Source organism: Westiellopsis prolifica IICB1, assembly GCF_004323185.1.
In the GTDB taxonomy this organism is placed as follows: Bacteria; Cyanobacteriota; Cyanobacteriia; order Cyanobacteriales; family Nostocaceae; genus Pelatocladus; species Pelatocladus prolificus_A.
Window position 1 is genome coordinate 492,879 of sequence record NZ_NAPS01000002.1, and the last position, 25,005, is coordinate 517,883.

Here is a 25,005-nt window from a genome sequence, read left to right on the forward strand (position 1 = left end):
AATCCGGGAGTACCATTGATACATTCGCAATGTAGGGCGATGCATTAACAATGTAGGGCGATGCATTAACAATGTAGGGCGATGCATTAACAATGTAGGTCGATACATTAACAATGCAGAGGATTTTCTGTTCTCCGTTGCTCTTTAATCTTAATAATCCTGCCACAGAATTTTTACGTAGACCATATAATACCGAGGTTTCTTGAAGCTTACAGATTTTGATTAAGATTTATAAACGGTCATTTTTCATGAAGTTTTGAGGGTTCTGGCTTTGGAGTGTAATTGAACTATTATTATAGATAATGATTTTGCACAGGGTTGCAGGTCGATTTTTTACTAGATTTTACTATGCCTGCAAAAGATATCTTTCACAACGCAGTCAGACATGCTCTTGAAAAAGATAGATGGTTGATTACAGATGACCCAATATATCTAGATTTCGGTGGAGTTGAAATTTATATCGATTTAGGTGCAGAAAAACTCATTGCAGCAGAGAGAGAAGGAGAAAAAATTGCCGTTGAAGTCAAAAGTTTTATTGGAAGTTCAACCATTTCTCTGTTTCACACAGCGCTGGGACAATTTATTAACTATCGAACTGCTTTGAGTCAAGAGCAACCAGAACGAGAATTATATTTAGCTGTTCCCAGCACAACATATGAAACTTTTTTTAAACTAGAGCTAGTTCAAATTGTGATTCAATCTCAAAATCTCAAGCTGCTGATTTACGAACCAGAAAAGGAAGTGATTGAACGATGGATAAAATAGTTCAATATCGGGAAATGATCAAAAGCTTGATTGTAAATTACGTCAATGAAGCTGCAACTAGAGATGACGTAGAAAGACAGATGATATTTGATACGGAACATGACCATTATCAATTAGTAAATGTTGGTTGGCGAAATCGTCACCGAGTTTATGGTTGTGTGCTACATTTCGATATTAAAAATGATAAGATTTGGCTTCAATATAATGGTACAGAAATTGATTTCGCAGAGGAATTAATTAAACAGGGTGTACCAAAGCAAGATATTGTGATTGGGTTTCATTCACCATTTATGCGACAGTTTACAGAATACGCTGTTGGTTAAATCCAACAAAATTAACCATAGGAGCCACTTGCAATATCTTCTATAATTGACAAACAAAAGACTCGCAAAAAAATGACTACAGTAGCTATTCTACCGACACTAGATGCTAGTGGTGAAAAGTCTTATCGCGCCATAGCAGGTGACAAACAATCTGCTGGTAAAACCGCAGGTCAAGCTTTAGATGCTTTGACTGCTCAGTTGGGCGAAACTGAATGCAGTATTTTATTAGTCATTCAAAGCTTCAATCCTGATAAATTTTTCGATGTTGAGCAACAAAAACGCTTATCTGAGTTGATGAACCTATGGCGCACAGCACGCGACCAAGGACAAGAACTTACTTCCGAGCAACAAACAGAATTAGAAAGTCTTGTAGAAGCTGAACTAAAAGCGACTACAGCCCGCACAGCGACTTGGATGCAACAATTGAATCAATGAATCCTTTTTATAATCTAGTAGCGGATCGTGCTACTCATCGCTGTGAATATTGTCATGCTCCGGAGTTAGTTTTTCATTTCCCTTTTGAAGTTGAACATATTATTCCTACTAATCGAGGAGGTGCTGATAGTGAATTTAATCTAGCTCTGGCTTGTCGTTCTTGTAATCTCCGTAAAGGAACTCGTATCAGTAGCATTGATCTTCAAAGCAATACGGAAGTTCGTTTTTTTAATCCTAGACAAGATAATTGGGATGAGCATTTTCAGGTGAATACTGAGTCTGGCACGATTAACGGTATCACATCTGTTGGCAGAGTAACTATCAATAGCTTGAATTTCAATAGCCAATCACAAGTAACAGCAAGACAATTATGGATTCGCTTAGGTTTATTTCCCTAACAATGTAACGTGAAAGCGGAAGTATTTAAAAACACAACAGACGCGCCAACAACCCCAGGAACGTAAAACTTGGAAATTTAGCTTGATTCGCTGACTGTATGACTTAGGCTTGCAAGAGCAGGATATCCGCATAGACTAAAGACGTTGCAAACAAATTTGAAATTAGAAGTTGTTTTGTAGATTTTGCTAATATTTACAGGTTAATAAACCTTTCTTAGCAAGCAGCTTTAGTACTTAAGATATTGAGTTCAAACCTAAGCTGACCTATTTTTCTAGTTTTATAATGTTGCTACAGTTCCTGTTTGAACCTATACTATGCTGGCACACCGCGTTGAAACAACAATCGGACAAGATCGAAAGCTGACGTTAGAAAACTTGCCATTTCACTCTGGGGAACGGGTTGAGGTAATTATCCTGTCTCAACCCCAAAAAGCATCTGAGCAAAACAGGTATCCTCTTCGCGGAACTGCTATTCAATATGTTGCGCCGACTGAACCTGTAGCTCAAGACGATTGGGAAGTTACACAATGATTTTGCTTGATACCCATATTTGGGTTTGGTGGGTTCATGGAGATACTCAGCTCACTCAGGAATATCAAGACTATATCCAAGCGCAGGAATTACAAGGCTTAGGCGTTAGTGCTATCTCTTGCTGGGAAGTTGCAAAGTTAGTAGAGCGTGGTCGATTAATTCTGCCTTTTTCTGTAGATAAATGGCTAGATCAAGCCCTTGGTTATCCTGGTATTTGTCTTGTGGAGCTAACACCCCGGATTTGTGTAGAGTCTACCCAACTACCTGGTGATTTTCATCGTGACCCTGCCGATCAAATTATTGTTGCAACAGCACGAGTTTATGATTGTCCATTGGTGACAATGGATAGCAAGATCCGCAGTTACCCTCACGTTCAGACACAGCCGTAGAGATAGTAACCTTTTTGGTGTAGGTATCACAACCACTAAGGAGCGCCAATGAACTCAGAAAAGACAATACCAACAATAGCGATCGCAACTGGTGCAAATCGAGGTATCGGACTCGAAGTTGCACGTCAACTTGCTCGTCAAAATATCACTGTCATTTTAGGATCGCGTGACCTAGAAAGGGGAAAAGCCGCAGCTGAAACTTTGGCAAAAGAAGGACTTGAGGTTTTACCGCATTGGCTGGATGTAACTAATCAAGAAAGTATTGATCGCCTAGTAACTCAAGTCAAAGAACAATTTGGGCGATTAGATATCCTGATTAATAATGCTGGTATTCTTTACGACAGTTGGCAGCAAGCAATCAATGCTAAGTTTGACACAGTACACGAAGCACTAGAAACCAATACCTTTGGGCCTTGGCGCATGTGTCAAGCGTTTATTCCCTTGTTACGTCAAAGCAAACATGGACGAATCGTTAATGTTTCCAGTGGAGCCGGATCGTTGACTAGCATGAGCGGTGGTACACCAGCCTACAGTGTATCGAAAGTAGCACTTAATGCACTGACTCGAATGCTAGCTGAAGAATTAAAAGGAACTGGTATTCTTGTCAACTCAGTGTGTCCAGGCTGGGTTGCAACTGATATGGGTGGCGCAGGAGGACGACCAGTTGAAGATGGTGCAGCAGGGGTTGTGTGGGCAGCAACGTTACCCGATGATGGGCCTACAGGTGGATTCTTCCGTGATGGTAAGCCTCTGGCGTGGTAAAAAAGGAAACAGTGAACAGGGAACTCTTAACAGGGAACAGGGACACGGGGACACGGGAAATACAAATGAAACCGTCTCTGCGTCACCGCGTCTTCCACTCTCCGCGTCTCCTCATACCCGCGTCTTCATTCAAGCTTCAGATGTTTCTGTTTGTAATTTTTGTCCTAACTTTGGTTCAGTACCTGCGATGATGCGCTCAATATTACTACGATGGCGCAAAATCACATATAAACCAGCAGCAACGCCAAACAAAATGTAAGGTAGGGGTTGATGCAGAAGTGTCATGAAAATGGAAACTGCGATCGCACCCGCAATTGAACTTAAAGACACAATCCTTGATATTACCACAACAACGGCAAATACTCCTGCTGTTGCTAAAGCAACTTGCCAATTCATCGCCAGCAAAACTCCTAAACTAGTAGCAACAGATTTACCACCAGTAAATCCCAAAAAAATAGATTTACTATGTCCAAGTACTACTGAAAATCCAGCTAAAGTCACCATCCATGCTTCCCAAATTTCAGGATTGACTGTTGAGGGAATAATATTTTGAATTTGGGCAAAATTGAATAACCAGTAAACAAGAAAGATGGCTAAAACTCCCTTCAAGCAATCAATTAACAACACAAATGCTCCAGGGCCTTTACCCAATGTTCTTAACACATTCGTTGCGCCAGTAGAACCAGAACCAACTTCGCGAATATCAATACCTTTTAATAACTTCACCACAGTGTAGCCAGTGGGGAGAGAACCCAACACATAAGCTACAAATAAAATTGCTCCACACAAACTTAACCAAATAGACATAATTTTGAATTATTGGTTGTTGGTTGATAATTGATTGTTAGTTGTTGGTAATGAAAAATCGAAGTTACCAATAACAAATGACAAATGACTATTGTACAGACGCGATGAATCGCGTCTCTAATCACCATTGACTAAAAATCATCTTCGTAATTTCTCATCATTTTGGGATCAGGGGCGAAGGCTAACCACAAAGGAAATTGCAATAGTGCCAAGCTAATTACTTCTTCAGAATCATCAATAATAATTAAAGGCAATTGTTTGGATTTTTCTAAGCGTTCGGCTTTTTGTGCGACTGCTTCTGGAGACTCAAATAATACAACACCCCGATCAGGGCCAAAATCTGGACGACCAATTCCTAAACAATCTTGTAAACCGCGTCGCCACTCACCCAAACGTTCCGGTGTATTAGCTAAAACTAAAGTACGGATGCGATCGCCATAAATTTTATGCAATATCGAAATCGTTGCGGAGGCTACCAGTATATTTTGCAACCTACTGCCCATTGTCCGTAAAGCACCCCGTCCACCTTGGTTGAAAAACCAGTTAGAAACTCTTTCAGCGTGGACTGGTTCAAAGGTACGACGCAACTGCCAAGCTGGGCCATAATAATCTGGTTTAGTGCGGTATTGGTCGATGAGGCGGCGAATCTGCTTGCTAGTGTCTTGAAATTGCTGTTGGGTAAATTGTGGTGTTCCTAATTCGGTTTCAGCTGGTCTGACTTCTTTGATTAAAACTTTTTCTGGTTCTGGTTTTAATGCTGGAACTAATTGTAATTGTTCTGCGGCTATTGCTAAATCCTGTAAACTACCAGCTAGATAGTCTTTAAAACCCTGTACCCGGATTGCTAATTCTTGAGAAGCACCTGCAAATGTGGTTCGCATCTCGTTGCGAATGCGTTCTTGACGCCGTTCTAGTTGTTCTACAGAAATTTGCAGCGCATTTTTACGTTGTTCTAACCCAGAAAGCGTCTCTTGCACAAAATTTCCCATAGCAATTTGCGTTTGATTCATTTGCGCTTGCAGGGTTTTATAGGAAGCTTGTAAGTTAGCAATTTCTGCTTTTAAGGCTTGTTCTTGTTCTTGTAACTCAGCGAGTTGTTGTTGTTTGGCTTGAATTTCTGGTTGATTTTCTGATCCGAAAGTGGTGATTGCTTCTTGTTGCTGCACTGCAAACTCATCATTAGGGTTAGTTGCTTGTGAGTTTGCTGTTAAATGATTTTGGTTTTGTTCTGTATCCACTGTCGAGTTTTGCGTCGTTGCTTCTAATACTGGTTCAACAGCTGAGTTTTCTCTTTGTCCATTTGTAGGTATAGAGTTTTTTTCTTCTGTGGATTGCAAAGATTCATCCGTGGGTTGTTGATTTTGATATTCCTCTGGATACATAAAAATTAGTGTAATTCCTATGACGCAATTTAAAGAACTTTTAGCAAATATACAATCTAAGATTAAATCAGTTACCAGTTCTCAGTGATCAATTTCTAGCTGATAACTGTTAACTGATAACTGATAACTGATTTCCTAAATACGTGGACAGCGTTGTTCCAAACAAATTTTTAGAGTCTTGGGATCAAATAAAATTGGTAGAAAATGGATGCTTTTAACTTCTTTAAAGTAAAACAGGATGGGAACACGATCCCAGAATATCCGCCAATTTTGCCATTCTTGATAAGGAAAGCGCCGAATTAATTTTTCTCCTCTGTATACATCTAAATCAGTGACAGTAAATTGTAAGCGCAATGTTACTGTCTGAAACATGAGAAATAATCCAAATAGTGCGATCGCACCTCCTATCCAAGGTTGCACCAACAGCAGTGGAATAGCCGTAATTACTAACACTACAGGGATGTTGTAACTAGGCTTAAGTTCCACAGTTGAAGTTGATAATGGTGTGCTTGTTGTAGTCACAGTCTCAAATCCTGTTATGTTAGTAGACATTATTCCTATTTTAGGAGTTAGTGGTTAGTCAACCTCTAGCAGGATTTTGGATTACTCTGTCGAGAAGCCGCATATGGATTTTAGATTTTAGATTAAGCTAAAACCCCTGCGTTAACGCACTCCCAGTTCCTTGAAACATTAACCAAGAAAGAAAGAAATTACTAGCAAATATGACCAATAAGGCAGTAACGACAGCAGTTGTCGTTGATTGTCCCACACCTTTGGCTCCTCCCGTTGTTGTCAAACCCCAGTTGCAACCAATAATAGCGATCAAAACTCCAAAGCAACACGCCTTGATCATGGCGCTGACAATATCCCAAGTGTCCAGAAAATTACGGGCTGAGTCCAGAAACTGTGTATCAGAGAGGTTGTAAACATTTGTAGCAATGATCAACCCTCCCAGCATTCCCGTCACCAACGACAGCAGGGTTAAAATTGGCATCATCAAAAAACAAGCAAGTAAACGGGGAATAACTAGATAATCTATTGGATCTGTTTTCAGCATTAATAAAGCATCTATTTGTTCAGTTACCCGCATTGTCCCAATTTCAGCTGCAAACGCCGAACCAACACGTCCTGCTATAACTACAGCTGTGAGGACGGGTGAAAGTTCCCGTGTTAACGCCACTGATAATACTCCACCAACCAGGTTTCCTGCACCAAAGTTGATAAACTCCCGCGCTACCTGAATAGTAAATACTGCACCTACAAAAACAGCTGTTAATAGCGCAATAAATAGCGAATCTGGCCCTACTACAGCCAACTGTTCTACAGTATTACGACGATGGATTTTGCCTCTAAGGAGATGGACTATAACTTGTCCACCTAAAAAAATCGCCGTCAGCAATCGCTGACTCCATTTTCCCAAACTAGATCTGGATGTAGTTTCGCTCAATTTTCACCAGCTAACTCAGTAACTGCAATAAGAATAGCAATTTAGTCAATGGTCGATAGGGGATCGGGGATCGGGGATTCTCCAGAGGAGACGCTTCGCGAACGGGGATCGGTGTTTATTCTCTCCCTTGTCTCCCTTCCCTTGTCTCCTTTGTCTTCCTTGTCCCCCTTCCCTTGTCTCCCTTTCAATTTTGGTTAACTAACTTTAAATGTCATCTCAGAAATTAACATTCAAATCAGTAAGAATTTTTATCTGGCTATGCTTAGAAAGAGTCCTGCTAGGCTAGATTTTTAGAGATTATCTAGATTGGATGCCTTGTTTGGGTTGAAGGCACATCTGAAAATTTGTGTGTAGGTATTTTAATGAAAACTTAAGATTTTTGAACTCTCGTCCATTGCATGGCGATCGCACTTATTGTAGAAAGTGACTACTCAGGTAAACGGCTATTGCTTTTTTAATTCAGGGAGCCAGAGGTTCATGACGATTTGGATTAACTTTCTCCGCTCACTACTGTTGACGATCATCTTTAGTTTTGTCGCACCCCTATTCCTTGTCGGCAGCATACTATTAACTGTGTCGCTAATGGGTCATATCCCGAACTTACAAACTGTGACCGAAGCGATCGCTACCCCAATTATGCAGTTTCTCGCTATTTTTGGTAGTGGCAATGCTATCGAAGGGTTATTTACCATCAGTTTGACCTGTAGCTTTGTTGGGGGATTATTTGACACTTATGCTTATTACAGATGTCAAATCTTACGCTAGCCTTGGTGGCACAATAGCATTTTTCCAGCCGATTTTATATTAGATATCAAGATGCAGTCAGTAACAGAAGATAGCTATGCTTTATGTGGGCGTAGACTCCTAGCATTTTTCTCTATGCCAAAGGCATTCCCGTAGATGCCTTCTCCTACCCTTCCCGTTTCAATGTCAAGTAGGTTAAGCAAAGATAAGCAAAAATCACAACAAGTTTTGATCGTTAAGTTTTATATTTAAACATAAATTTTATAAATAAAAATTATCTTATAATAATATTTTTTGTGGCTGAGACTGAATCATTACAAATTAAAGCGAAACTATTACAGAGCAAAGCAAAATAAACAGCTTATTTCAAGAATAAACACCCAAAGCATAAAAATTCCATTAAAATTCGGATTAGCACTTTTGCATCTTTGACTTTTAGAAGTATTTCTCACTGCACATGGTTTGGCCTTTTAAGCCTAGATTTCGGAAACAAATAGCTCGAATTGAAATTACTGGTGCGATCGCTAGCAATACTCGCAAACGCGTACTAGAAGCTCTAGAAACCGTAGAAGAGAAGAAATTCCCGGCTTTACTGCTACGTATTGATAGCCCTGGGGGTACGGTTGGTGATTCACAAGAAATTTACAGCGCCCTCAAACGCTTACGTGAAAAAGTAAAAATCGTAGCTAGTTTTGGTAATATTTCTGCGTCTGGTGGCGTCTATATTGGGATGGGCGCTGAACACATCATGGCTAACCCAGGGACAATTACGGGTAGCATTGGTGTAATTTTACGCGGTAATAACCTAGAACGCCTGCTCGAAAAAGTCGGTGTATCCTTCAAAGTCATTAAGTCTGGGCCTTACAAAGACATTTTGGCATTTGACCGAGAACTGACTGAACCAGAACAGAATATTTTGCAGGAATTGATTGATACAAGTTATCAACAGTTTGTGCAAACAGTCGCCGAAGGAAGAAATTTAGCCGTAGAAACTGTGAGAAGTTTTGCTGACGGTCGGATTTTTACTGGTCAGCAAGCCGTAGAATTAGGGATTGTAGACAAGTTAGGCACTGAAGAAGATGCTCGTCGCTGGGCAGCAGAACTAGTTGGTCTTGATCCGGAAAAAACACCCGTCTTTACCCTAGAAGAACGTAAACCTTTGTTGAGTCGCTTACTACCAGGGAATCGTCAGGCTGCATCTGGAATTAGCTGGCTAGAATTTGAAGTGTCTACAAGTGGTCTACCTTTGTGGTTATATAGACCATAAAAACGTCAATCGTCAAGAGTCAAATGTCCATTGTCCAGTGTTCATCGTCAAATTGCCGATAGCATAAAGTTTTGACGATTGAGCCTTGACAATTGACCCTTGACTCTTGACAATTGACCCTTGACTCTTGACTAATTTTAAGGAGGATAAATGGTGGAGTGGCGAATGCGTGCAATTCGCGGCGCAACAACCGTTTCAGAAAATACGGTTGAGGCAATGCGAGAATCAGTAATGGAACTATTAGATGAGTTGGAAAAGCGTAATCAACTGCATCCATCGGATATTATTAGCATTACTTTTACAGTTACACAAGATTTGGATGCTACTTTTCCAGCTGCGATCGCACGCCAACGCCCCCATTGGGATACAGTCGCTATGCTAGATGTGCAACAAATGTATGTTGAAAGCAGTTTAGAACAGTGCATTCGCTTTTTAGTTCATGTCTATTTACCTGCATCTGCTCCAGTGTCTCATATCTATTTACGTCAGGCTCAAAAGTTGCGCCCTGATTGGAGTTTACCTCTAGCGCATCGGGACTAAACCAGCCTCCTGTATTAACTGTTGTCCTTGGTCAGTCAACAAAAGATTTGTATAAGCTTCTCCTGCTTGCTGCTGTTGAGTGTTGTTTTGCTTTGTAATCACATATAACTTGGTAATTATTGGGTAACTACCATCATTAATAGCCTCTGTATTCACTTGATTGCGTTGTTGGGGACACTGATTTTGCAATACTGGAGGTTGAATGTAGGGTGAAACTAAGTTTGTCGAATTCAAACCCACAGTTAAAAGTTTAACTCTACATTGAGGTACTATTGTCCGAGCAGCAGCGTAATAAATACTGCCAGGAGTCTGATTAACTCGGCGTACTGCTTCTGTCGGAGAATAAACATACTGGATATTAGAACCAAAAGTCTGTTGGTTTAAAATTTGTTTGTCACCAAAAATGACTGTATCTGAACTTTCTGGACGTTGAGAGAAGGGTGTAATTGCTAGATCCGGCCCGCCTAGTTGTTTCCAGTTAGTGATTTTTCCTGAATAAATTTGCTGTAACTGTTCGACAGTTAAACCTGAGACTTGCAACGATGGATTAACTGCGATCGCAATCCCATCAATAGCAACCTGACGTGATGCAAGTTTGAAACCTCGTTGACGAGCAATTTCCTGTTCTGCGGTGCTGGGGGGACGAGAAGATTCCACAAAATCCAATTTCCCGTCAAGTAACATCTCAATTCCCGCTCCAGAACCTGGACTACTACTAGTGGGATCTACATAACTTAACTGTAGTTCTGGGCGAAGATTTTGGATTTGAGCATTTACTAATGGTCTAATTGACGCCCAAGCAGTACTTCCACCGTGTTTGAATGAGCCAATGGGAACGTTAGTAATTGTCTGGAAAGTTGAACCACTAGGACTAGAGGTAGTACTTGTACCTTGACTCATAGGTCTGGAAAAAGTACCGTTATCAATTTGCAAGCGCGGTCTGAGCCATAACCACAGTCCACCAATAATTATGATTGTGATCAGTTCGCCGACAACTAGACCTCTGACTATTTGTACAGCGTCTCTGCTCAGTGGTACGCCTCTTCTGCGTTCATTAGTCATTTTTTGCTATAAAAACTAGGGGTGTAGGGGTGTAAGGGTGTGGGTATGGGGAAAAAAGATCCTTCACTGTTGGGTTGAGAGCTTACCAAAAGAAATCTAATGAAAAATTTTAAATTCCGAATTTTTCACGATTTTTGAATGCAGCCCTGGTAACTCTTGATAAGATTTATATATTACTTCTGGTGGTTATAGGTAAATCTATATTAGTAGAAACTATATATTAAATTTATAAGTAAATTTGTCTTAAGTAAAGTTACTGAATGTAATCGTCAGATACACCATAATAATGTTAAGTCAGTTACTGGGAGAGCGATACCGAGTTGTTCAAGTTTTAAATCAAGGTATATTTTGTCAAACGTATATCGCCCAGGACATCTACTCTTGCGACCGTGATATCTGTGTAGTCAAGCATTTTTTACCAAGTAATAAATGTCCTATACCAATAGAAATACGTAGGCGTTTATTTATTCGAGAAACAGAAGCCTTGAAAAAGCTTGATAATTATAATCTAGTTCCCAATCTTCTCACTCATTTTGAAGATAATCTAGAGTTTTACTTGGTACAGGAATTTATTGATGGACATCCTCTGAGTGCAGAACTTCCTGTTGGTAAGCGTTGGTCAGAAACGGAAGTCTTTCAATTACTGGTAGAAGTTTTAGAAATCCTGAATTTTATTCATAATCAGGGGTTGATTCATCGGGATGTTAAACCAAGCAACATTCTTAGACGTAAGCAAGATAATCGCTTAATTTTGATTGATTTTGGTGCGGTTAAACCCATCTGGAATCAATTGGTCAAAGATTTTATTACCCATGATCAAAATACTACCATTGCGATCGGTACACCCGGATACATGCCTCATGAACAAGAGCGAGGTAAACCCCGTCCTAATAGTGATATTTATGCTCTAGGTATGATTGGTATTCAAGCACTAACAGGAGTTCATCCGACACATCTACCAGAAGATCATCATACAGGTGAAATTATTTGGCAAAATCGAGCCTCAGTCAGTGTTGAGTTAGCCTCAGTACTCAATAAAATGGTGCATTATCACTTTAAAGACCGATATCAGTCAGCACAAGAAGCACTATCAGCATTGTTACCTTTGGCTAGTATTTACACATCCACACAAGCAGCAAATTCTACATTACGATTCAACTTTCAACCTCAAACCTTACCACCAGAAGAGGATACTTATCTGATTTCTGGAGATCACAAAACATTAGCACCACTGTTGAGCGATCAAACAAGCAAATTCACAATTCCAGAGACATTAATCTTACCGACCAATATCTACAAATCAACCCAAGAGCATGAAAAGTTGGAACTGCAAAATGTCTCATCAGCAGAGAATAATAACCAAGCTTTTGATCACAACAGTCACGCAAGAAATTCCACCATGACAATTTTTATCAAAAGACCAGCTTTGTTAATTGGGCTGGTGCTAGGTACGATCTCTGGTTTAATTTTAATGGTTGTCAGTTATTGGTCTGTACAAATAGTTACTCCTGCTCCTAAAATGCAAGACTTGCAATTGCACAAAAATGTCTCGCCTTAAGTTTCGCTGATTAGTAAACTATGTTCGCCGAGTGATCGATTTTGGTTAGGTTGGACACTATCTCTATAAATCAAAAACGCTACAATTCCAACCACAACAAAGTTAGTAATTAGTAGTCCAATAGTACTCCAGATCCAAATTTTCATCTTGATCACCAGTGCTGTTTTTAGCTAATGTTTTGCGTAGTATCAATCACGAATAGCTATTGCATACAATTTGCAATCAATAGATATTTTATATTGTGTCTGTTTGAACATTAATACTATCGGTTGAGGTTGGTAATGGGTAATTGATAATTGGCCCATTACCCGTTACCTATTACCACGAAATCCTACTTCGAGCTTGGTGTAGGATGGGCTTAATCCGCTGCTTTTTTGCGATGAAAACGAATTCCTAAAACAATGTCGTAAAGGAAATCAAAAAAATCTTTTTTCTGGAGTAATCCTAAAGATAGATGACAACCTTTTTGATCTAACAGAGGTTTCATGATATGGTATGTGGGCTGATAATTGTACCAAGGGATAGAAGGCCATAAATGATGAATTAAGTGGTAATTCTGTCCAAGAATCAAAATGTTGAGAATTGGGTTAGCGTAAACACGAGCATTTTTCCAGCGATCGCGTTCCGCAAAAGGACGATGGGGCAAATAATCAAAAAATAATCCCAAAGCTAACCCGACAATGCCAGAAGGTACAAACCAAAAATTGAGAATGTAACCCAAAAAATGATAATGAACTGCGGTAAAAATAATTGTCACCACAAATAAGCGGCTGAGAAACCATTCTAGAAGTTCATACTTCCGCCAGAGACGTCTTTTAAAGAAAAACACCTCGTGATAGAAAAAACGCACTGCGATTAACCACAGTGGACCACCTGTAGAGACAAAATGGTCTGGGTCGTTTTTCGGATCGTTGACATGAGCATGATGCTGTAAATGAACCCGTGTAAATACCGGAAAAGCAAAAACTAGCATCAAAGCGCTACCATGCCCTAACATCGCATTAATGATCTTATTGCGATGGGCAGACTGGTGACAGGCATCGTGAATTACCGTACCGGAAATATGTAAGGCAAGGATATTCATCACAAATGATATCCAGTGCGGCCAGTGCCAAACCCAGTAACCAAGGGAAGATAACACAACGATCGCTACAGCTGCCAAAAACATTAGCAGCGTCGGATTGAAGCCACCAGGAGGCGCTAACAATTCTTTGGGGGGGACTGTCAGTGGCTTCTGTACCTCCGACGTCAGCATCGTGAACTCCTTCATTAATCAAATTTTGCCAGTTAACTAAGGGTCAAGTCAGGGTAAAGCTCAAAGGGTAAAGTAAAAAACATTTCCCTTCAGTTTCTCCTAGAGGAAAAGTGATAGCACTCAATCCGCTCTGAAAAATAATAAAGTTTTAAAGTTTTGTGTAGCAAGATTTATCGATAATCTTCGCATATCATGGGCAAAATAACGGTATGATTCGAGTCGAAGCTTTTAGCTTTGATCTTTAACCCGCTATAAGTTACCGCCATTAAATCAGCCAACAGTAAACAGTAAACAGTGATCAGTGACTATTTATCAACCTGACAACTGAACAACTGACAACTGATAACTGAATTTAGGGTGTAAGGGTGTAAGGATGTGATGGTAAGGATTTTGATTTTCCTACACCCATACACCTCATAAACCCCTGGTGAAGCTAATTCCCTGAGTAGCTCCCTAGATTCATCCCCGTATGCAATTGAAAGACTCTTTACGCCGTACCAAAATTGTTGCCACCATTGGCCCTGCTACCAGCAGTCCAGAAATGCTCAAAGCTATTATTGAAGCTGGTGCAACAACACTTCGATTGAACTTTTCTCATGGTTCCCATGCTGACCATCAGCGTAATATTCGCTTAATTAGGCAAACAGCCTTTGAACTTAATCAACCGGTGGGAATTCTCCAAGACTTGCAAGGGCCGAAAATTCGCTTGGGTAAATTTGAGAATGGGTCGATAGTGCTAGCAAAAGGCGATCGCTTCACCTTGACCAATCGTCCAATAGTTGGTACACAAGAAATCAGCTGCGTGACCTACGATTATTTAGCAGACGAAGTACCTGTAAGGGCGAGAATTCTCCTTGATGATGGACGAGTCGAAATGGTCGTTGAGGAGATCGACAAAGAAAAAGGTGATCTCCACTGTCGTGTTACCGTCCCTGGTACTCTTTCCAATAACAAAGGCGTAAACTTTCCTGGAGTTTACCTTTCCATTAAAGCCATGACCGACAAAGACCGTGAGGATTTGATGTTCGGTCTAGATCAAGGTGTTGACTGGATAGCACTTTCCTTTGTTCGCAACCCCCAAGATGTGATGGAAATTAAGGAACTAATTTCCAGCGCTGGGAAAAATGTACCAGTGATTGCCAAAATTGAAAAGCACGAAGCGATCGAACAAATGGAAGCAATTTTGGCTTTGTGTGATGGCGTGATGGTTGCTAGAGGCGATTTAGGTGTAGAACTACCAGCAGAAGACGTTCCCATGTTGCAAAAGCGATTAATTGCGACTGCGAATCGCTTGGGAATTCCCATCATCACCGCCACCCAGATGTTAGACAGCATGGTCAGCAATCCCCGTCCAACCCGTGCCGAAGTGTCGGATGTGGCAAATGCGATTCTGGATGGTACGGATGCGGTGATGCTCTCCAATGAAACTGCTGTCGGTAAGTTCCCAGTTGAAGCTGTGGCGACGATGGCGCGAATTGCCGAAAAAATCGAGCAAGAAAACATCCAAAACAATAACGCTAGCCAAGTTAGAGATCGCAAGCGTTCTATTCCGAACGCAATTAGCCAAGCAGTAGGACAAATCGCTCAACAACTAGGAGCCGCAGCCATTATGAGTTTGACTCAAACAGGCTCCACAGCTCGCAACGTTTCCAAATTCCGTCCTTGGACACCAATTTTAGCAATTACACCCCATGTGAATGTCGCCAGACAACTGCAACTGGTATGGGGAGTCAAACCTTTGTTAGTATTAGAGTTGCCCTCAGCTGGTCAGACGTTCCAAGCAGCCTTAAACGTAGCTTTAGAAAATAATCTCGTTTTTGAAGGAGATTTGGTAGTCATGACCGCCGGTACACTGCAAGGCGTTTCTGGCTCCACGGATTTGATCAAAGTAGAAGTTGTGACAGCGATACTAGGACGGGGAATTGGACTCGGACAAGGCTCGGTCAGTGGTCGTGCGCGAGTCGCACACACCAGTATGGATGTAAGTAACTTTAATCCTGGTGATATTTTGGTTGCACCCCGCACCAGTGCCGATTTTGTGGAAGTAATTCGTAAATCCGCAGGTATTATTACTGAGGAAGATAGTCTTACTTGTCACGCAGCAGTCATTGGTTTACGTCTCGGCGTTCCTGTGATAGTTGGCGTCAAGAAAGCCACACAAGTAATTCGAGATGGCTCGATTCTCACAATGGATATGCAACGAGGTTTAGTTTACTCTGGAGCAGTGGGAACTCCTTAAGAGTTAAAGGGTTTGTAGTGAGCGCTTTAGCGCTCAAAAAGGACTAAAGTCCTCACTAGAAACACATAAAGTTTTTCAGGATTTCTGTTGTTGCTAGTCCTGTTTTTTCCCAACTAAATTGATTTGCTCTGTTGATACTAGCAAGAGATAGGCGATCGCGCAGTTGTATTTCAGTAGCAATTTTATCCATTGCTGCTGTAATTTCTCTGATATCGTAGGGATTGATGAGAATCGCAGCATCGCCAGCAACTTCTGGGAGAGAGGAAATATTGGAGGTTATTACGGGAGTACCGCAGGCCATTGCTTCTAGAACCGGGAAACCAAAACCCTCCCAGAGACTAGGAAAAACGAGTGCGATCGCCCCAGTTATAATTTTTGGTAATTCGCTGTAGGGAACATAATCCAAAAATTTGACTTGCTTACCGATACCCAATTCCTCAACTTGTGCTTGCAACACAGGAGTATAACGCTTATCCTGTGGTCCTGCTAACCACAATTGGTAATCATGATAATTTGGTAAGCTGGCAAAAGCAGCAATGAGTCTATTTAGGTTTTTATAAGGATCGTGTCTACCAATGTAGAGAAAATAGGGATAGGAAGCAGACGCGGAGATTGAATTAGACGCGGGGACACGCAGAGGAGAAGACGCGGAGAGTATTTCATCTAAATTCCCCTTCCGTCCCTTGTCCCCCTTGTCCCCCTTGTCCCCCTTGTCTCCGTGTCCCCCCGTCCCCCCATCCTCCATAATGGGTCGAAAATGATTAACATCATGCGCTAAGGGAATTGGCGTAATTTTCCTCACAGGAATCTGGTAAAAATCAGTAATATCTTTAGCGGTAGCTTGGGAATTACAAATAATGTGTTGCGCTTGCTGAAGAACTTGGGGAATATAGTAGCGAAAGTAAGGTGTCAGAGGCGAAAAACGTTTAGGAAAACGCAACGGAATTAAGTCGTGAACCATCACGACAAAACGACAATTAGAATAGAGTGGCGCTTCTGGAATAGGTGAGAAAATTAGTTGAGGTTTTAGCTTTTTAGAGATTTTTGGTAATTGAAATTGTGTCCATATTAAGCGATATAAATGCCCTTTTGTACCATCCGCAGGTGTCAGATGACCGGGAATTGAGTAACATTTAAATTCTGGATAATTTAGAGCAGTTAATAAAGTAGGGTGAAGAGATTTTAAATAAGGAAAAAGATTTTTGGCATAATTACTTATCCCTGTAGGCTGAGAAAATACCACAGATAAATTAATTAATAAATCGCTCATTTATTCAAACTTAACCCGCTCATAAATTTGATGATATGGTATTTTACAGTTAACTGAAAATAGAGTCAAAATTCCATCTGGATGATCAGATTCTCTAAATAACCAATTTCCATCTGATGTTTTACTAAATTGCTCAATGTGAATTGAATACTGATCAATTAAAATATATTCTTGGAATTCAGATATAGAACGGTAATAAGAAAATTTATCGCCGCGATCGCGACTGCTTGTAGATTTCGAGAGAATCTCGAAAATTATACAAGGGTTGAGGACTGTATCAGTACGTCCTTCTTCAAAAATAGGTTCATCTTTAATAATTAAGATATCTGGATAGGTGTATTGACGATAGCGAGGAATCCACAAGCGTAGATCATTAGCATAAATGCTGTAACCTTGTTCTTTAAGGGCAAGAGTTAGAGCAATAATCAAATTAACAATGATTTGATTATGATTAATCGAACCTCCTGTCATTGGAACAATTTCTCCATCACAATATTCGCTGCGGTACTCAGCAGTTTCTTCATGTGCCAAGTACTCTGCTGTTGAGTAGTAACGGGGTAGACTTTGCACAACCATAACACTTGTTTGTAGTTCAAAACTCAGTCAGATAACCTTAGCCTAACATTGGGAATCTTGTTATTCACTCATTACGTTCTTTCCACCAATAAAGAAAAACTCCATAAATCTTACCCAACCCTATCTGAGGTTTGATAAACATCAAGACTAACGCATAAAAAATCAGCCTGGTTAATCTCAAGCTGAAAATTAGCTTATTTGTATATCTATCTAAACTTAATAAATAACCATAAGTACTATTTGTAATTTTTCGGAATACATATTTGTTCGTAATCGAAGAAGGTTGATGTATGACTCCAAATTTATGAGTTACTGCTATGAGATGTCCTTGCTGGGCGTAACGTTGACAAAAATCGAAGTCTTCATAATAAAGAAAATAAGCAGGATCAAATAAAGGACATTCACCAAAATTGCAGAGATTAATTATGAAACTACAACCCGTTATCCAATCACATTTAATATAATCTGTGTTTGGAGCAGTAAATAGATTTAGACTTGAAAATTCGCCTGTTTTGCTATTAAAATAACCACCTGCAAACCAAACTTCATCAGCAGGAGTATGAATAACTGTGCCAAGAATAGAAATTTCAGGATGAGATTGAAAAAATAACTGGAGTTTCTCTAAATTATTTTCTTGGAAATATGCATCTGGATTTATTATCCAAACAATAGCTTGTGAGTCTTCAGTATATATATTTTTCAACCCAAGATTACAGGCATTGCCAAAACCCAAATTATTTGCAGCATTTAAAATAATTACATAATCATTTTTAAGATTGTTAATTGAATCATCATCAGGAGAGTTGTTGATGATCATTACCTTAAAATTTAAATTTTTCTGATTGGGTAAAGAAGCAATTAATTTGGCAATCAGATGCGTTGAATAATAGTTGACTGTTAAAAAGTAGATCACGTTAATTCGATTTGACAGTCATCACCAATCATAAATCGCAAGGCTTTCGGACGCCGTAAAGCAGTGGTTAATTGCGCTCTTTGTCCAATCACGCTGTCAATAATACGTTGATGAATTCCTGTTATTTTAGCACCTTCTAAAACTACACTATGCTCTATGTCACTTTCAATCAGTTTGGTATGATCGGCAATGCTTGTGTAAGGGCCGATAAAACAGTTTTCTAAATAACAATTGTCACCTATGATTACAGGCCCACGAATAGTGGTGTTAACTATTTGAGAATTAGCACCAATCTGAACTCGCCCAATTATATGACTTTCGGTATCTATTTCCCCTAAGATTTTTGTGTTTAAATAGGTATCAAGAATCAGGCGGTTTGCTTCTAGTAAGTCATCTTTTTTACCAGTATCTAACCACCAGCCTTCCAATTGACAAGCCAAAACTTGCTTTTGCTGATCTATTAAGTATTGAATTGCATCAGTAATTTCGAGTTCACCTCGTGCAGAAGGTTGGATACAGGCGATCGCATCATGAATAATGTGAGAAAAAAAGTAAACCCCCACTAATGCCAAATTAGAAGGGGGTACTTTCGGTTTTTCGACTAACTGCAAAACTCGTCCGGTTTCATCAACCCTAGCTACACCAAAAGCGCTAGGATTATTTACTTGACGCAAGAGAATAATCGCATCTTGCTGTTGAGTAGTAAATTTTTGCAGAAAGTAGCTTAAATCGCCTTGTTGAATTAAGTTATCGCCTAAGTACATCACAAAAGGCGAATCTCCCAAAAAGGGATAAGCAACTTTCACCGCGTGGGCGAGTCCTGCTGGTTGATCTTGTAATATATAGGTAATTTTTGCTCCAAAGCGATCGCCATTTCCGGTTTTAGCTTGTACTTCTGTTCCAGTTTCTGGGCTGATGATGATACCAATATCAGTTATACCAGCGGCAACCATCTCTTCAATGCCATACCATAGAATTGGCTTATTTGCAACGGGAACAAGTTGTTTTGTCCCGGTATAAGTTAGAGGACGTAAACGAGTACCTTTACCGCCAGCAAGAATTAATGCTTTCATAAGTATTGGTTAAGAAGATAGTGAAGATTAGATAAGTAAGCACAAATGTAGAGACGCGAAATTTCGCGTCTCTAGTTAGGGTCACCATTTGTTATTTGTCATTCTAATAACTCTTGCAACATTTTCCTTAATCTTTGTCGCCAATGGGGCGGATGATTTCCCAAAATATTTGCTATTTTTGCACATGCTAGAACTGAGTAGCTTGGGCGGTGGGCTGGTGTAGGATATTCGGGAGTAGTAATCGGGATAACTCGTTGCATTTTCAGTGGAAAACCTAATTGTTGGGCTTCTTCAAAAATTGCCACAGCAAAGTCATACCAGCTAGCAACGCCACTGTTGGTATAGTGGTAAGTTCCAGCAATTTCTGAATTCAATTTGGGTATTAATTTAGCTATGGTTTCTGCTATGTCTTTCGCCCAAGTAGGACTACCAATTTGATCTGCGACAATCCGAATTTCTTCTCTTTCTCCTCCTAGTCGTAGCATCGTTTTGACAAAATTGCTTTTACCAAAAGTTCCATAAACCCAAGCAGTACGTAGAATGAGATGATGATTATAAGTCTCGCGAATACCTTCTTCTCCTGCTAATTTAGTTTGACCATAGATACTTAAGGGATTAGTTTGATCTTCTTCTTGATAAGGACGACAATTGTTACCATCAAAAACGTAATCAGTAGATATATGAATCAGAAAAGCTTGTTGTTTTTTGGCTTCCTGTGCCAGAATTTGCGGGGCTGTTGCATTAATAGATTTTGCTAATTCTGGTTCACTTTCAGCTTTATCGACCGCAGTATAAGCAGCAGCATTGATGATAATTTGTGGTTGCTTTTCTCTAATTACACTGGATATGGTATCTAGTTGGGCAAAATCTACAGTGGGACGCGCAACTGAAATTACATTGGCGTAGGTTGATAAAATTTGTTTCAATTCTTGACCTACTTGACCGTTACCACCAATTAATAGAATTAATTTACTCATAAATTAATACTTGAAAATACTGATTTTAAAGCATTAGTTTGTATTTTTAAGATTTTTTTAATGTCAAGTTAGCGGATATCATTATGTGAATAATGAACAAAGATATAAGCATGTAGCGATCGCCTTTTTTATGATTTAGTACAAAAAAGTAGCACTACAGGAGGTAAAAGGCAAAAGGCAAAAGCTCAAAGTAGGTCGGTACACTTAAATTACTGGCTAGGATCGTCATTTGTCAAAAGTCACTAGCATTTGTAAGGGTTTCAATAATGTTTACGTTTCGTTACTTCCATTCTGTTTATTGCCACCGACTTACTAAACTAGTTTTTCTTTCTTCATGGGCTTTTTAACCTTTTGAACTAAATAGTCATTGCCTGTAAGCTGCATTAGTACTACTGCAAGCTTGTGTTTGATTTCGTTTATTTATTTACACTATGTTACACATTGTTTTGTGTTTTTTTGATATACTCAGTTCCGTGTGTTCCCATTTTATAGTTTCTTAAACCTCAATCATAAAAATTGCTGTATTTTATGGTTTGGTTTGTTGATATAGAGTTCCAACACTGTAGAACTGGTTTGCCATCATTGCAGTGAAATAGCCAGCTAATTTAGTGTTGTCTAGCCTCATACTCAAGATGTATCACAGCGCTATTTTTTGCTACGCCAGTTTCAGTAATTTATTTATAAGCGATCGCCCTCAAAATCCAGTTTTAGTTTCGTTTTGCAAAAATGCTGCTACAGTTGACGCCACAACCACAATCATCAGCTTCTACTTCATCGCTAAAATAGGGCATTGGCTGAAAACTTCGGACTCTTTAAAAAGTTTACCTGCCTTGTCTTTAGCAGATAGAATTGGTGATTGAGTTAAACGCCAGTCTATTCCCAAGTCGGGATCATTCCAAAGGATGCATCGTTCATATTGAGGTGCATAGTAATCTGTGGTTTTATAAAGGACTTCGGCAAATTCTGAAAGTACAACAAAACCGTGAGCAAAGCCCGGTGGTATCCAGAGTTGGTGTTTGTTTTCGGCGTTGATTTCACAACCCACCCACATACCAAAGGTCGAGGAGCTTTTTCTGATATCTACAGCAACATCAAATATACTACCACTAACTACTCTGACCAACTTTCCCTGCGGTTGTTGAATTTGGTAGTGTAAACCACGCAAGACATTTTGTTTGGAGTAAGAATGGTTGTCTTGGACAAAGTTAAATAAATGACTAGTAGCTTCAGCAAATTTTTTGTAATTATAGCTTTCAAAGAAAAAGCCACGATCATCTTGGAAGACTTCAGGTTCAATTATGAAAATATCAGGAATTTCAGTGCAAAAAATCTTCATTTTATTAGGGATTTTACTGAGCCTAAGTGTATATTCAATTACTATAAATTGAAATAGACCAAATATAGCAAAAACAAACTCAAAATAAACTTTCAATTATCTCCTAGATTACTGCTGATTGAGCTAGTCAAATTTATGACACAACCTTGGTATTGGCGATCGCTTCCTTTAAGAAATCGCACTGGTTCCGATATTTTCGCTGCTTTATTTGCTTATAAACAGACATTAGGAATAGCAACTTTATTAGAAAGTCCATACCCAACACCAACAGATAACCCTCAACTATCCCGTTATTCTATTTGTGCAGGTACTCCTCGATATGTGGATGGATACCCCCAAATGTGGACTCCAGCCTTGGGAGAAGTTTTACCATTTCTCGAACAGTTACTGCAACAAAAAGTAGGGGGACAAGGAGGACAAGGGGGAGAAAATATTCTTCACGCTCCTCCTCACACCTCCCTATCTCCTCATCTACCCTTTACCGGCGGCTGGCTAGGTTGGTTAGGATATGATATGGCCAGGGAAATTGAGCAGCTACCATATACTAAATCTGATTCATTACCATTTCCGGTTGCTTTTTGGTACGAACCAGATAGTTTTGCTGTTTTAGATCATTGGGAACAAATCTTATGGTTAGCCGCTAGCAGTCCTAGTGGATTGGATGAGTTAGAGAAGAAGTTGGAACAGGACACGGAAATTAAAAGACGTACGGACGCGGAGAATTTTTTCATAAAATCCCCATCTCCCCCTGTCTTTGTGTCCCCTTTCTCTCCCTCTAATACTCTGCGGTTCCATAGTTCTCAAGAAGAATACGAAGCAGCAGTTAACCATGCAAAAAAATACATTCAGGCTGGAGACATATTTCAGACAAATCTCTCGTTACGGTTTGAAACACAAACAACTGTTTCTGGTTGGGAGATATATCGTGCTTTGCAACAAATCAATCCTTCTCCTTTTGCTTGCTATTTTCAAACACCGTGGGGAGAAATCATCAGTTGTTCACCAGAGAGGTTAGTAAAATCACAAAAACATACAGACAGCAAATTTCATGTCTCCACCAGACCAATCGCTGGAACGCGATCGCGCGGAATCATACCAGAACAAGACCAAAAGTTAGCAGAAGATTTACTCAATAACACCAAAGAACGTGCTGAACATATCATGTTAGTGGATTTAGAACGTAATGATTTAGGACGGGTGTGTGAATGGGGAAGTGTGAACGTTGATGAATTATTGACTATTGAACGCTATAGCCACGTCATGCATCTAGTTAGCAACATCACAGGTACTCTCAAAGATGATGTTAATCCTGTTGATTTGATTCGTGCCATATTCCCTGGTGGTACAATCACAGGCTGTCCCAAAGTTCGTTGTATGGAAATTATCGAAGAACTAGAGCCTGTACGACGTAGCTTATTCTATGGTTCCTGTGGCTATTTAGATTGGCAAGGGAACTTGGATTTAAACATCCTAATTCGCACTCTGCTTTTGGCTCCCTATTCCAAAGGACAAGGAGGACAAGGAGGACAAGGAGGAAGAAATTCTTATTACACACCAACCACCCCAAGCACATACATTGTCTGGGGACAAGTGGGAGCAGGAATTGTTGCAGACAGCGATCCCGAACGAGAATGGCATGAATCTTTACACAAAGCTCAAGCACAACTACAAGCGCTAGCAAACAATAAATGCTGATATTAATGGAAGTTTGAATATAGCTCGTACAGAGTAATCCAAAATCCTGTTAGAGGATGGGTTTCTATAAGCGGTAAAGGCATTACTATTAATTTGGAAAAAGATTAGAGTCAAAAGGTTTTTAAGTTCCTTTTCCTCTTATCCCGTCCAGGAGGTTCCACCTTTTGTCTTACCCCTGACTTTTACAAATGAAATCGTCAGCCTCACCAATCTTGGCATTCAACTGCGAAAACATACTATCTATAACTATTCTTACCTTCAAGTATTTAAATGAACCCAGAAAGCTCAGAAACTTACATCAATCATCCAACTTGGGGTTTGCTCTATAGGATCTGTATGGTGGATGAAAACCAAGAGTTATTCACTACACTGTATGCTCAACGCCTATTTTTTTTAGTAATAACTGATCCTAAAGGTGTCAAATTTCAGCCCATAGGACGTACTGAAGCCAGAATGTTGCTAGAAAATCGCTTGCGTAATTTACGTCGTAGTGGGCAAGCTCAGGAGTACGATCAGTTGCAGAGTATCTTCCAACGCACCTTCCAATGAGCAGTCCGATTAGCGAACGTATTAATACTGTGCGTGCAGAACTACCACCTTCAGTTCGGTTGATTGCAGTTAGCAAGCAAGTACCAACTGATTTGATCCGTACTGCCTATAATGTAGGAATTCGAGATTTTGCCGAAAATCGCATTCAAGAAGCGATCGCAAAACAAGCAGAGTTACAAGACTTATCTGATATAAATTGGCATTTTATTGGACACTTGCAAAGCAATAAAGCCAAAAAAGCCTTAGAAAATTTCCAGTGGATTCATTCAGTAGATAATTTGAAGCTAGCACAGCGCTTGAACGAGTTAGCGCAGCAAATAGGCGTCAGTCCCTATGTGTGTTTGCAAGTCAAAATTCTTCCTGATCCTAATAAGTCGGGTTGGGGTGTAACTCAACTGTTAGCGGACTTACCAACACTAAATCAATGCAAAAATTTACAAATTCAAGGTTTGATGACAATTCCGCCTCTGGGGTTAACTGAGCCGGAAATTATGGCAGTGTTTAATCGCACACGTGAACTAGCTCAAGAAATCCGCGAACAAAACTGGTCTCATATTCAAATGCTGCATCTTTCAATGGGAATGTCAGGTGATTACAAACTAGCCATAGAAGCAGGTGCAACGATGGTGCGTTTGGGAACAATCTTGTTTGGAGAGCGTGGTGCTTAAATTGGGGATCGGGTATGGGGCATCGGGCATCGGGCATTGGGCAT

The 25,005-nt window shown here is 40.0% G+C and carries 27 protein-coding genes; 15 read left to right on the forward strand and 12 right to left on the reverse strand.

Annotated features, from left to right (window positions below; genetic code table 11):
- Positions 1-348 precede the first annotated feature (348 nt).
- From B4U84_RS16390 to B4U84_RS16420, 7 genes are all read left to right on the forward strand, one after another.
- Positions 349-765, forward strand: coding sequence for a XisH family protein (locus B4U84_RS16390; protein ID WP_131119491.1), 417 nt, complete (start codon positions 349-351; stop codon positions 763-765).
- Positions 753-1,088: a XisI protein gene (locus B4U84_RS16395; protein WP_131119493.1), complete on the forward strand. Its 336-nt coding sequence runs from the start codon at positions 753-755 to the stop codon at positions 1,086-1,088. Before B4U84_RS16390 ends, B4U84_RS16395 begins: the two co-directional genes overlap by 13 nt.
- 72 nt (positions 1,089-1,160) lie before the next feature.
- On the forward strand, positions 1,161-1,523 hold the full coding sequence (locus B4U84_RS16400; protein ID WP_131119494.1) for a Brix domain-containing protein: 363 nt from the start codon (positions 1,161-1,163) through the stop codon (positions 1,521-1,523).
- Complete coding sequence (locus B4U84_RS16405; RefSeq protein ID WP_131119496.1) at positions 1,520-1,921, forward strand: HNH endonuclease; 402 nt, start codon at positions 1,520-1,522, stop codon at positions 1,919-1,921. The genes B4U84_RS16400 and B4U84_RS16405 overlap by 4 nt, the downstream gene beginning before the upstream one ends.
- Before the next feature lie 315 nt (positions 1,922-2,236).
- A complete protein-coding gene (locus B4U84_RS16410; RefSeq protein ID WP_026721782.1) occupies positions 2,237-2,452 on the forward strand; it encodes a hypothetical protein in 216 nt (71 codons plus the stop codon).
- Complete coding sequence (locus B4U84_RS16415) at positions 2,449-2,841, forward strand: type II toxin-antitoxin system VapC family toxin (RefSeq protein ID WP_053458194.1); 393 nt, start codon at positions 2,449-2,451, stop codon at positions 2,839-2,841. The genes B4U84_RS16410 and B4U84_RS16415 overlap by 4 nt, the downstream gene beginning before the upstream one ends.
- A 48-nt stretch (positions 2,842-2,889) precedes the next feature.
- Positions 2,890-3,603, forward strand: a complete 714-nt coding sequence (locus B4U84_RS16420) for an SDR family oxidoreductase (RefSeq protein ID WP_131119498.1) — start codon at positions 2,890-2,892, stop codon at positions 3,601-3,603.
- A gap of 129 nt (positions 3,604-3,732) precedes the next feature.
- Here the strand turns inward: B4U84_RS16420 and plsY are convergent, their stop codons facing one another.
- The 4 genes from plsY to B4U84_RS16440 form a co-directional block, all read right to left on the reverse strand.
- Positions 3,733-4,410 carry a glycerol-3-phosphate 1-O-acyltransferase PlsY gene (gene plsY / locus B4U84_RS16425; RefSeq protein ID WP_131119500.1) on the reverse strand — a complete coding sequence of 226 codons (678 nt, stop codon included), beginning with the start codon at positions 4,408-4,410 and terminating at the stop codon, positions 3,733-3,735.
- 131 nt (positions 4,411-4,541) lie between these two features.
- Complete coding sequence (locus B4U84_RS16430) at positions 4,542-5,792, reverse strand: DUF3086 domain-containing protein (protein ID WP_131119502.1); 1,251 nt, start codon at positions 5,790-5,792, stop codon at positions 4,542-4,544.
- Between the two features lie 135 nt (positions 5,793-5,927).
- Complete coding sequence (locus B4U84_RS16435) at positions 5,928-6,344, reverse strand: DUF3119 family protein (RefSeq protein WP_131119504.1); 417 nt, start codon at positions 6,342-6,344, stop codon at positions 5,928-5,930.
- A gap of 97 nt (positions 6,345-6,441) precedes the next feature.
- Positions 6,442-7,239 (reverse strand): MlaE family lipid ABC transporter permease subunit, encoded by a 798-nt coding sequence (locus tag B4U84_RS16440; RefSeq protein ID WP_026081857.1) that lies wholly within the window; start codon positions 7,237-7,239, stop codon positions 6,442-6,444.
- Positions 7,240-7,716: 477 nt separating this feature from the next.
- On the opposite strand from B4U84_RS16440, the gene B4U84_RS16445 reads away from it, so the two are divergent.
- From B4U84_RS16445 to aroH, 3 genes are all read left to right on the forward strand, one after another.
- A complete protein-coding gene (locus B4U84_RS16445; protein WP_026081858.1) occupies positions 7,717-8,004 on the forward strand; it encodes a hypothetical protein in 288 nt (95 codons plus the stop codon).
- Positions 8,005-8,440: 436 nt separating this feature from the next.
- Positions 8,441-9,250: a signal peptide peptidase SppA gene (gene sppA / locus B4U84_RS16450; RefSeq protein WP_017310176.1), complete on the forward strand. Its 810-nt coding sequence runs from the start codon at positions 8,441-8,443 to the stop codon at positions 9,248-9,250.
- A 150-nt stretch (positions 9,251-9,400) separates the two neighbouring features.
- The gene (gene aroH / locus B4U84_RS16455) at positions 9,401-9,790 is read left to right on the forward strand and encodes a chorismate mutase (RefSeq protein WP_017310177.1); all 390 of its coding nucleotides are present in this window, start codon (positions 9,401-9,403) and stop codon (positions 9,788-9,790) included.
- Here the strand turns inward: aroH and B4U84_RS16460 are convergent.
- Complete coding sequence (locus B4U84_RS16460; RefSeq protein WP_131119506.1) at positions 9,773-10,852, reverse strand: PstS family phosphate ABC transporter substrate-binding protein; 1,080 nt, start codon at positions 10,850-10,852, stop codon at positions 9,773-9,775. The two genes, aroH and B4U84_RS16460, sit on opposite strands and share 18 nt — an antisense overlap.
- A 286-nt stretch (positions 10,853-11,138) precedes the next feature.
- Between B4U84_RS16460 and B4U84_RS16465 the strand changes: the two genes are divergently transcribed.
- Positions 11,139-12,410: a serine/threonine-protein kinase gene (locus tag B4U84_RS16465; RefSeq protein WP_131119508.1), complete on the forward strand. Its 1,272-nt coding sequence runs from the start codon at positions 11,139-11,141 to the stop codon at positions 12,408-12,410.
- 358 nt (positions 12,411-12,768) lie between these two features.
- Here the strand turns inward: B4U84_RS16465 and crtR are convergent, their stop codons facing one another.
- Positions 12,769-13,665, reverse strand: coding sequence for a beta-carotene hydroxylase (gene crtR / locus B4U84_RS16470; protein WP_131119510.1), 897 nt, complete (start codon positions 13,663-13,665; stop codon positions 12,769-12,771).
- A 469-nt stretch (positions 13,666-14,134) separates the two neighbouring features.
- Here crtR and pyk point away from each other — a divergent pair, with 469 nt between their 5' ends.
- Positions 14,135-15,904 carry a pyruvate kinase gene (gene pyk / locus B4U84_RS16475; protein ID WP_131119513.1) on the forward strand — a complete coding sequence of 590 codons (1,770 nt, stop codon included), beginning with the start codon at positions 14,135-14,137 and terminating at the stop codon, positions 15,902-15,904.
- 55 nt (positions 15,905-15,959) lie between these two features.
- Here the strand turns inward: pyk and B4U84_RS16480 are convergent, their stop codons facing one another.
- The 6 genes from B4U84_RS16480 to rfbC form a co-directional block, all read right to left on the reverse strand.
- The gene (locus tag B4U84_RS16480) at positions 15,960-17,174 is read right to left on the reverse strand and encodes a glycosyltransferase family 4 protein (RefSeq protein WP_131119515.1); all 1,215 of its coding nucleotides are present in this window, start codon (positions 17,172-17,174) and stop codon (positions 15,960-15,962) included.
- A complete protein-coding gene (locus tag B4U84_RS16485) occupies positions 17,175-17,750 on the reverse strand; it encodes a Uma2 family endonuclease (protein ID WP_131119517.1) in 576 nt (191 codons plus the stop codon).
- 64 nt (positions 17,751-17,814) lie between these two features.
- A complete protein-coding gene (locus B4U84_RS16490) occupies positions 17,815-18,663 on the reverse strand; it encodes a glycosyltransferase (protein ID WP_131119519.1) in 849 nt (282 codons plus the stop codon).
- Positions 18,660-19,736: a glucose-1-phosphate thymidylyltransferase gene (locus tag B4U84_RS16495; RefSeq protein WP_131119521.1), complete on the reverse strand. Its 1,077-nt coding sequence runs from the start codon at positions 19,734-19,736 to the stop codon at positions 18,660-18,662. The genes B4U84_RS16490 and B4U84_RS16495 overlap by 4 nt, the downstream gene beginning before the upstream one ends.
- Positions 19,737-19,834: 98 nt before the next feature.
- Entirely contained in the window at positions 19,835-20,713 is an 879-nt protein-coding gene (gene rfbD, locus B4U84_RS16500; RefSeq protein ID WP_131119523.1) for a dTDP-4-dehydrorhamnose reductase, read from the reverse strand.
- A 766-nt stretch (positions 20,714-21,479) separates the two neighbouring features.
- On the reverse strand, positions 21,480-22,049 hold the full coding sequence (gene rfbC, locus B4U84_RS16505; RefSeq protein ID WP_131119525.1) for a dTDP-4-dehydrorhamnose 3,5-epimerase: 570 nt from the start codon (positions 22,047-22,049) through the stop codon (positions 21,480-21,482).
- A gap of 135 nt (positions 22,050-22,184) precedes the next feature.
- On the opposite strand from rfbC, the gene B4U84_RS16510 reads away from it, so the two are divergent.
- The 3 genes from B4U84_RS16510 to B4U84_RS16520 all read left to right on the forward strand — a co-directional run bounded on the left by B4U84_RS16510 (position 22,185) and on the right by B4U84_RS16520 (position 24,961).
- On the forward strand, positions 22,185-23,744 hold the full coding sequence (locus tag B4U84_RS16510; protein WP_017310189.1) for an anthranilate synthase component I: 1,560 nt from the start codon (positions 22,185-22,187) through the stop codon (positions 23,742-23,744).
- 270 nt (positions 23,745-24,014) lie between these two features.
- Positions 24,015-24,293: a transcriptional coactivator PipX gene (gene pipX / locus B4U84_RS16515; RefSeq protein ID WP_017310190.1), complete on the forward strand. Its 279-nt coding sequence runs from the start codon at positions 24,015-24,017 to the stop codon at positions 24,291-24,293.
- Positions 24,290-24,961 carry a YggS family pyridoxal phosphate-dependent enzyme gene (locus tag B4U84_RS16520; RefSeq protein WP_131119527.1) on the forward strand — a complete coding sequence of 224 codons (672 nt, stop codon included), beginning with the start codon at positions 24,290-24,292 and terminating at the stop codon, positions 24,959-24,961. Before pipX ends, B4U84_RS16520 begins: the two co-directional genes overlap by 4 nt.
- Positions 24,962-25,005: the final 44 nt, after the last annotated feature.

Coding starts and splice junctions, on each gene's coding strand:
- B4U84_RS16480 (WP_131119515.1), bottom strand. CDS start 17,174: ATGAGCGATTTATTAATTAATTTATCTGTGGTATTTTCTCAGCCTACA.
- B4U84_RS16435 (WP_131119504.1), bottom strand. CDS start 6,344: ATGTCTACTAACATAACAGGATTTGAGACTGTGACTACAACAAGCACA.
- B4U84_RS16410 (WP_026721782.1), top strand. CDS start 2,237: ATGCTGGCACACCGCGTTGAAACAACAATCGGACAAGATCGAAAGCTG.
- B4U84_RS16520 (WP_131119527.1), top strand. CDS start 24,290: ATGAGCAGTCCGATTAGCGAACGTATTAATACTGTGCGTGCAGAACTA.
- B4U84_RS16405 (WP_131119496.1), top strand. CDS start 1,520: ATGAATCCTTTTTATAATCTAGTAGCGGATCGTGCTACTCATCGCTGT.
- B4U84_RS16415 (WP_053458194.1), top strand. CDS start 2,449: ATGATTTTGCTTGATACCCATATTTGGGTTTGGTGGGTTCATGGAGAT.
- rfbD (WP_131119523.1), bottom strand. CDS start 20,713: ATGAGTAAATTAATTCTATTAATTGGTGGTAACGGTCAAGTAGGTCAA.
- B4U84_RS16510 (WP_017310189.1), top strand. CDS start 22,185: ATGACACAACCTTGGTATTGGCGATCGCTTCCTTTAAGAAATCGCACT.
- B4U84_RS16430 (WP_131119502.1), bottom strand. CDS start 5,792: ATGTATCCAGAGGAATATCAAAATCAACAACCCACGGATGAATCTTTG.
- B4U84_RS16465 (WP_131119508.1), top strand. CDS start 11,139: ATGTTAAGTCAGTTACTGGGAGAGCGATACCGAGTTGTTCAAGTTTTA.
- B4U84_RS16395 (WP_131119493.1), top strand. CDS start 753: ATGGATAAAATAGTTCAATATCGGGAAATGATCAAAAGCTTGATTGTA.
- B4U84_RS16420 (WP_131119498.1), top strand. CDS start 2,890: ATGAACTCAGAAAAGACAATACCAACAATAGCGATCGCAACTGGTGCA.
- B4U84_RS16495 (WP_131119521.1), bottom strand. CDS start 19,736: ATGAAAGCATTAATTCTTGCTGGCGGTAAAGGTACTCGTTTACGTCCT.
- B4U84_RS16485 (WP_131119517.1), bottom strand. CDS start 17,750: ATGGTTGTGCAAAGTCTACCCCGTTACTACTCAACAGCAGAGTACTTG.
- B4U84_RS16390 (WP_131119491.1), top strand. CDS start 349: ATGCCTGCAAAAGATATCTTTCACAACGCAGTCAGACATGCTCTTGAA.
- rfbC (WP_131119525.1), bottom strand. CDS start 22,049: ATGAAGATTTTTTGCACTGAAATTCCTGATATTTTCATAATTGAACCT.
- B4U84_RS16400 (WP_131119494.1), top strand. CDS start 1,161: ATGACTACAGTAGCTATTCTACCGACACTAGATGCTAGTGGTGAAAAG.
- B4U84_RS16460 (WP_131119506.1), bottom strand. CDS start 10,852: ATGACTAATGAACGCAGAAGAGGCGTACCACTGAGCAGAGACGCTGTA.
- sppA (WP_017310176.1), top strand. CDS start 8,441: ATGGTTTGGCCTTTTAAGCCTAGATTTCGGAAACAAATAGCTCGAATT.
- plsY (WP_131119500.1), bottom strand. CDS start 4,410: ATGTCTATTTGGTTAAGTTTGTGTGGAGCAATTTTATTTGTAGCTTAT.
- aroH (WP_017310177.1), top strand. CDS start 9,401: ATGGTGGAGTGGCGAATGCGTGCAATTCGCGGCGCAACAACCGTTTCA.
- B4U84_RS16445 (WP_026081858.1), top strand. CDS start 7,717: ATGACGATTTGGATTAACTTTCTCCGCTCACTACTGTTGACGATCATC.
- pipX (WP_017310190.1), top strand. CDS start 24,015: ATGAACCCAGAAAGCTCAGAAACTTACATCAATCATCCAACTTGGGGT.
- crtR (WP_131119510.1), bottom strand. CDS start 13,665: ATGCTGACGTCGGAGGTACAGAAGCCACTGACAGTCCCCCCCAAAGAA.
- pyk (WP_131119513.1), top strand. CDS start 14,135: ATGCAATTGAAAGACTCTTTACGCCGTACCAAAATTGTTGCCACCATT.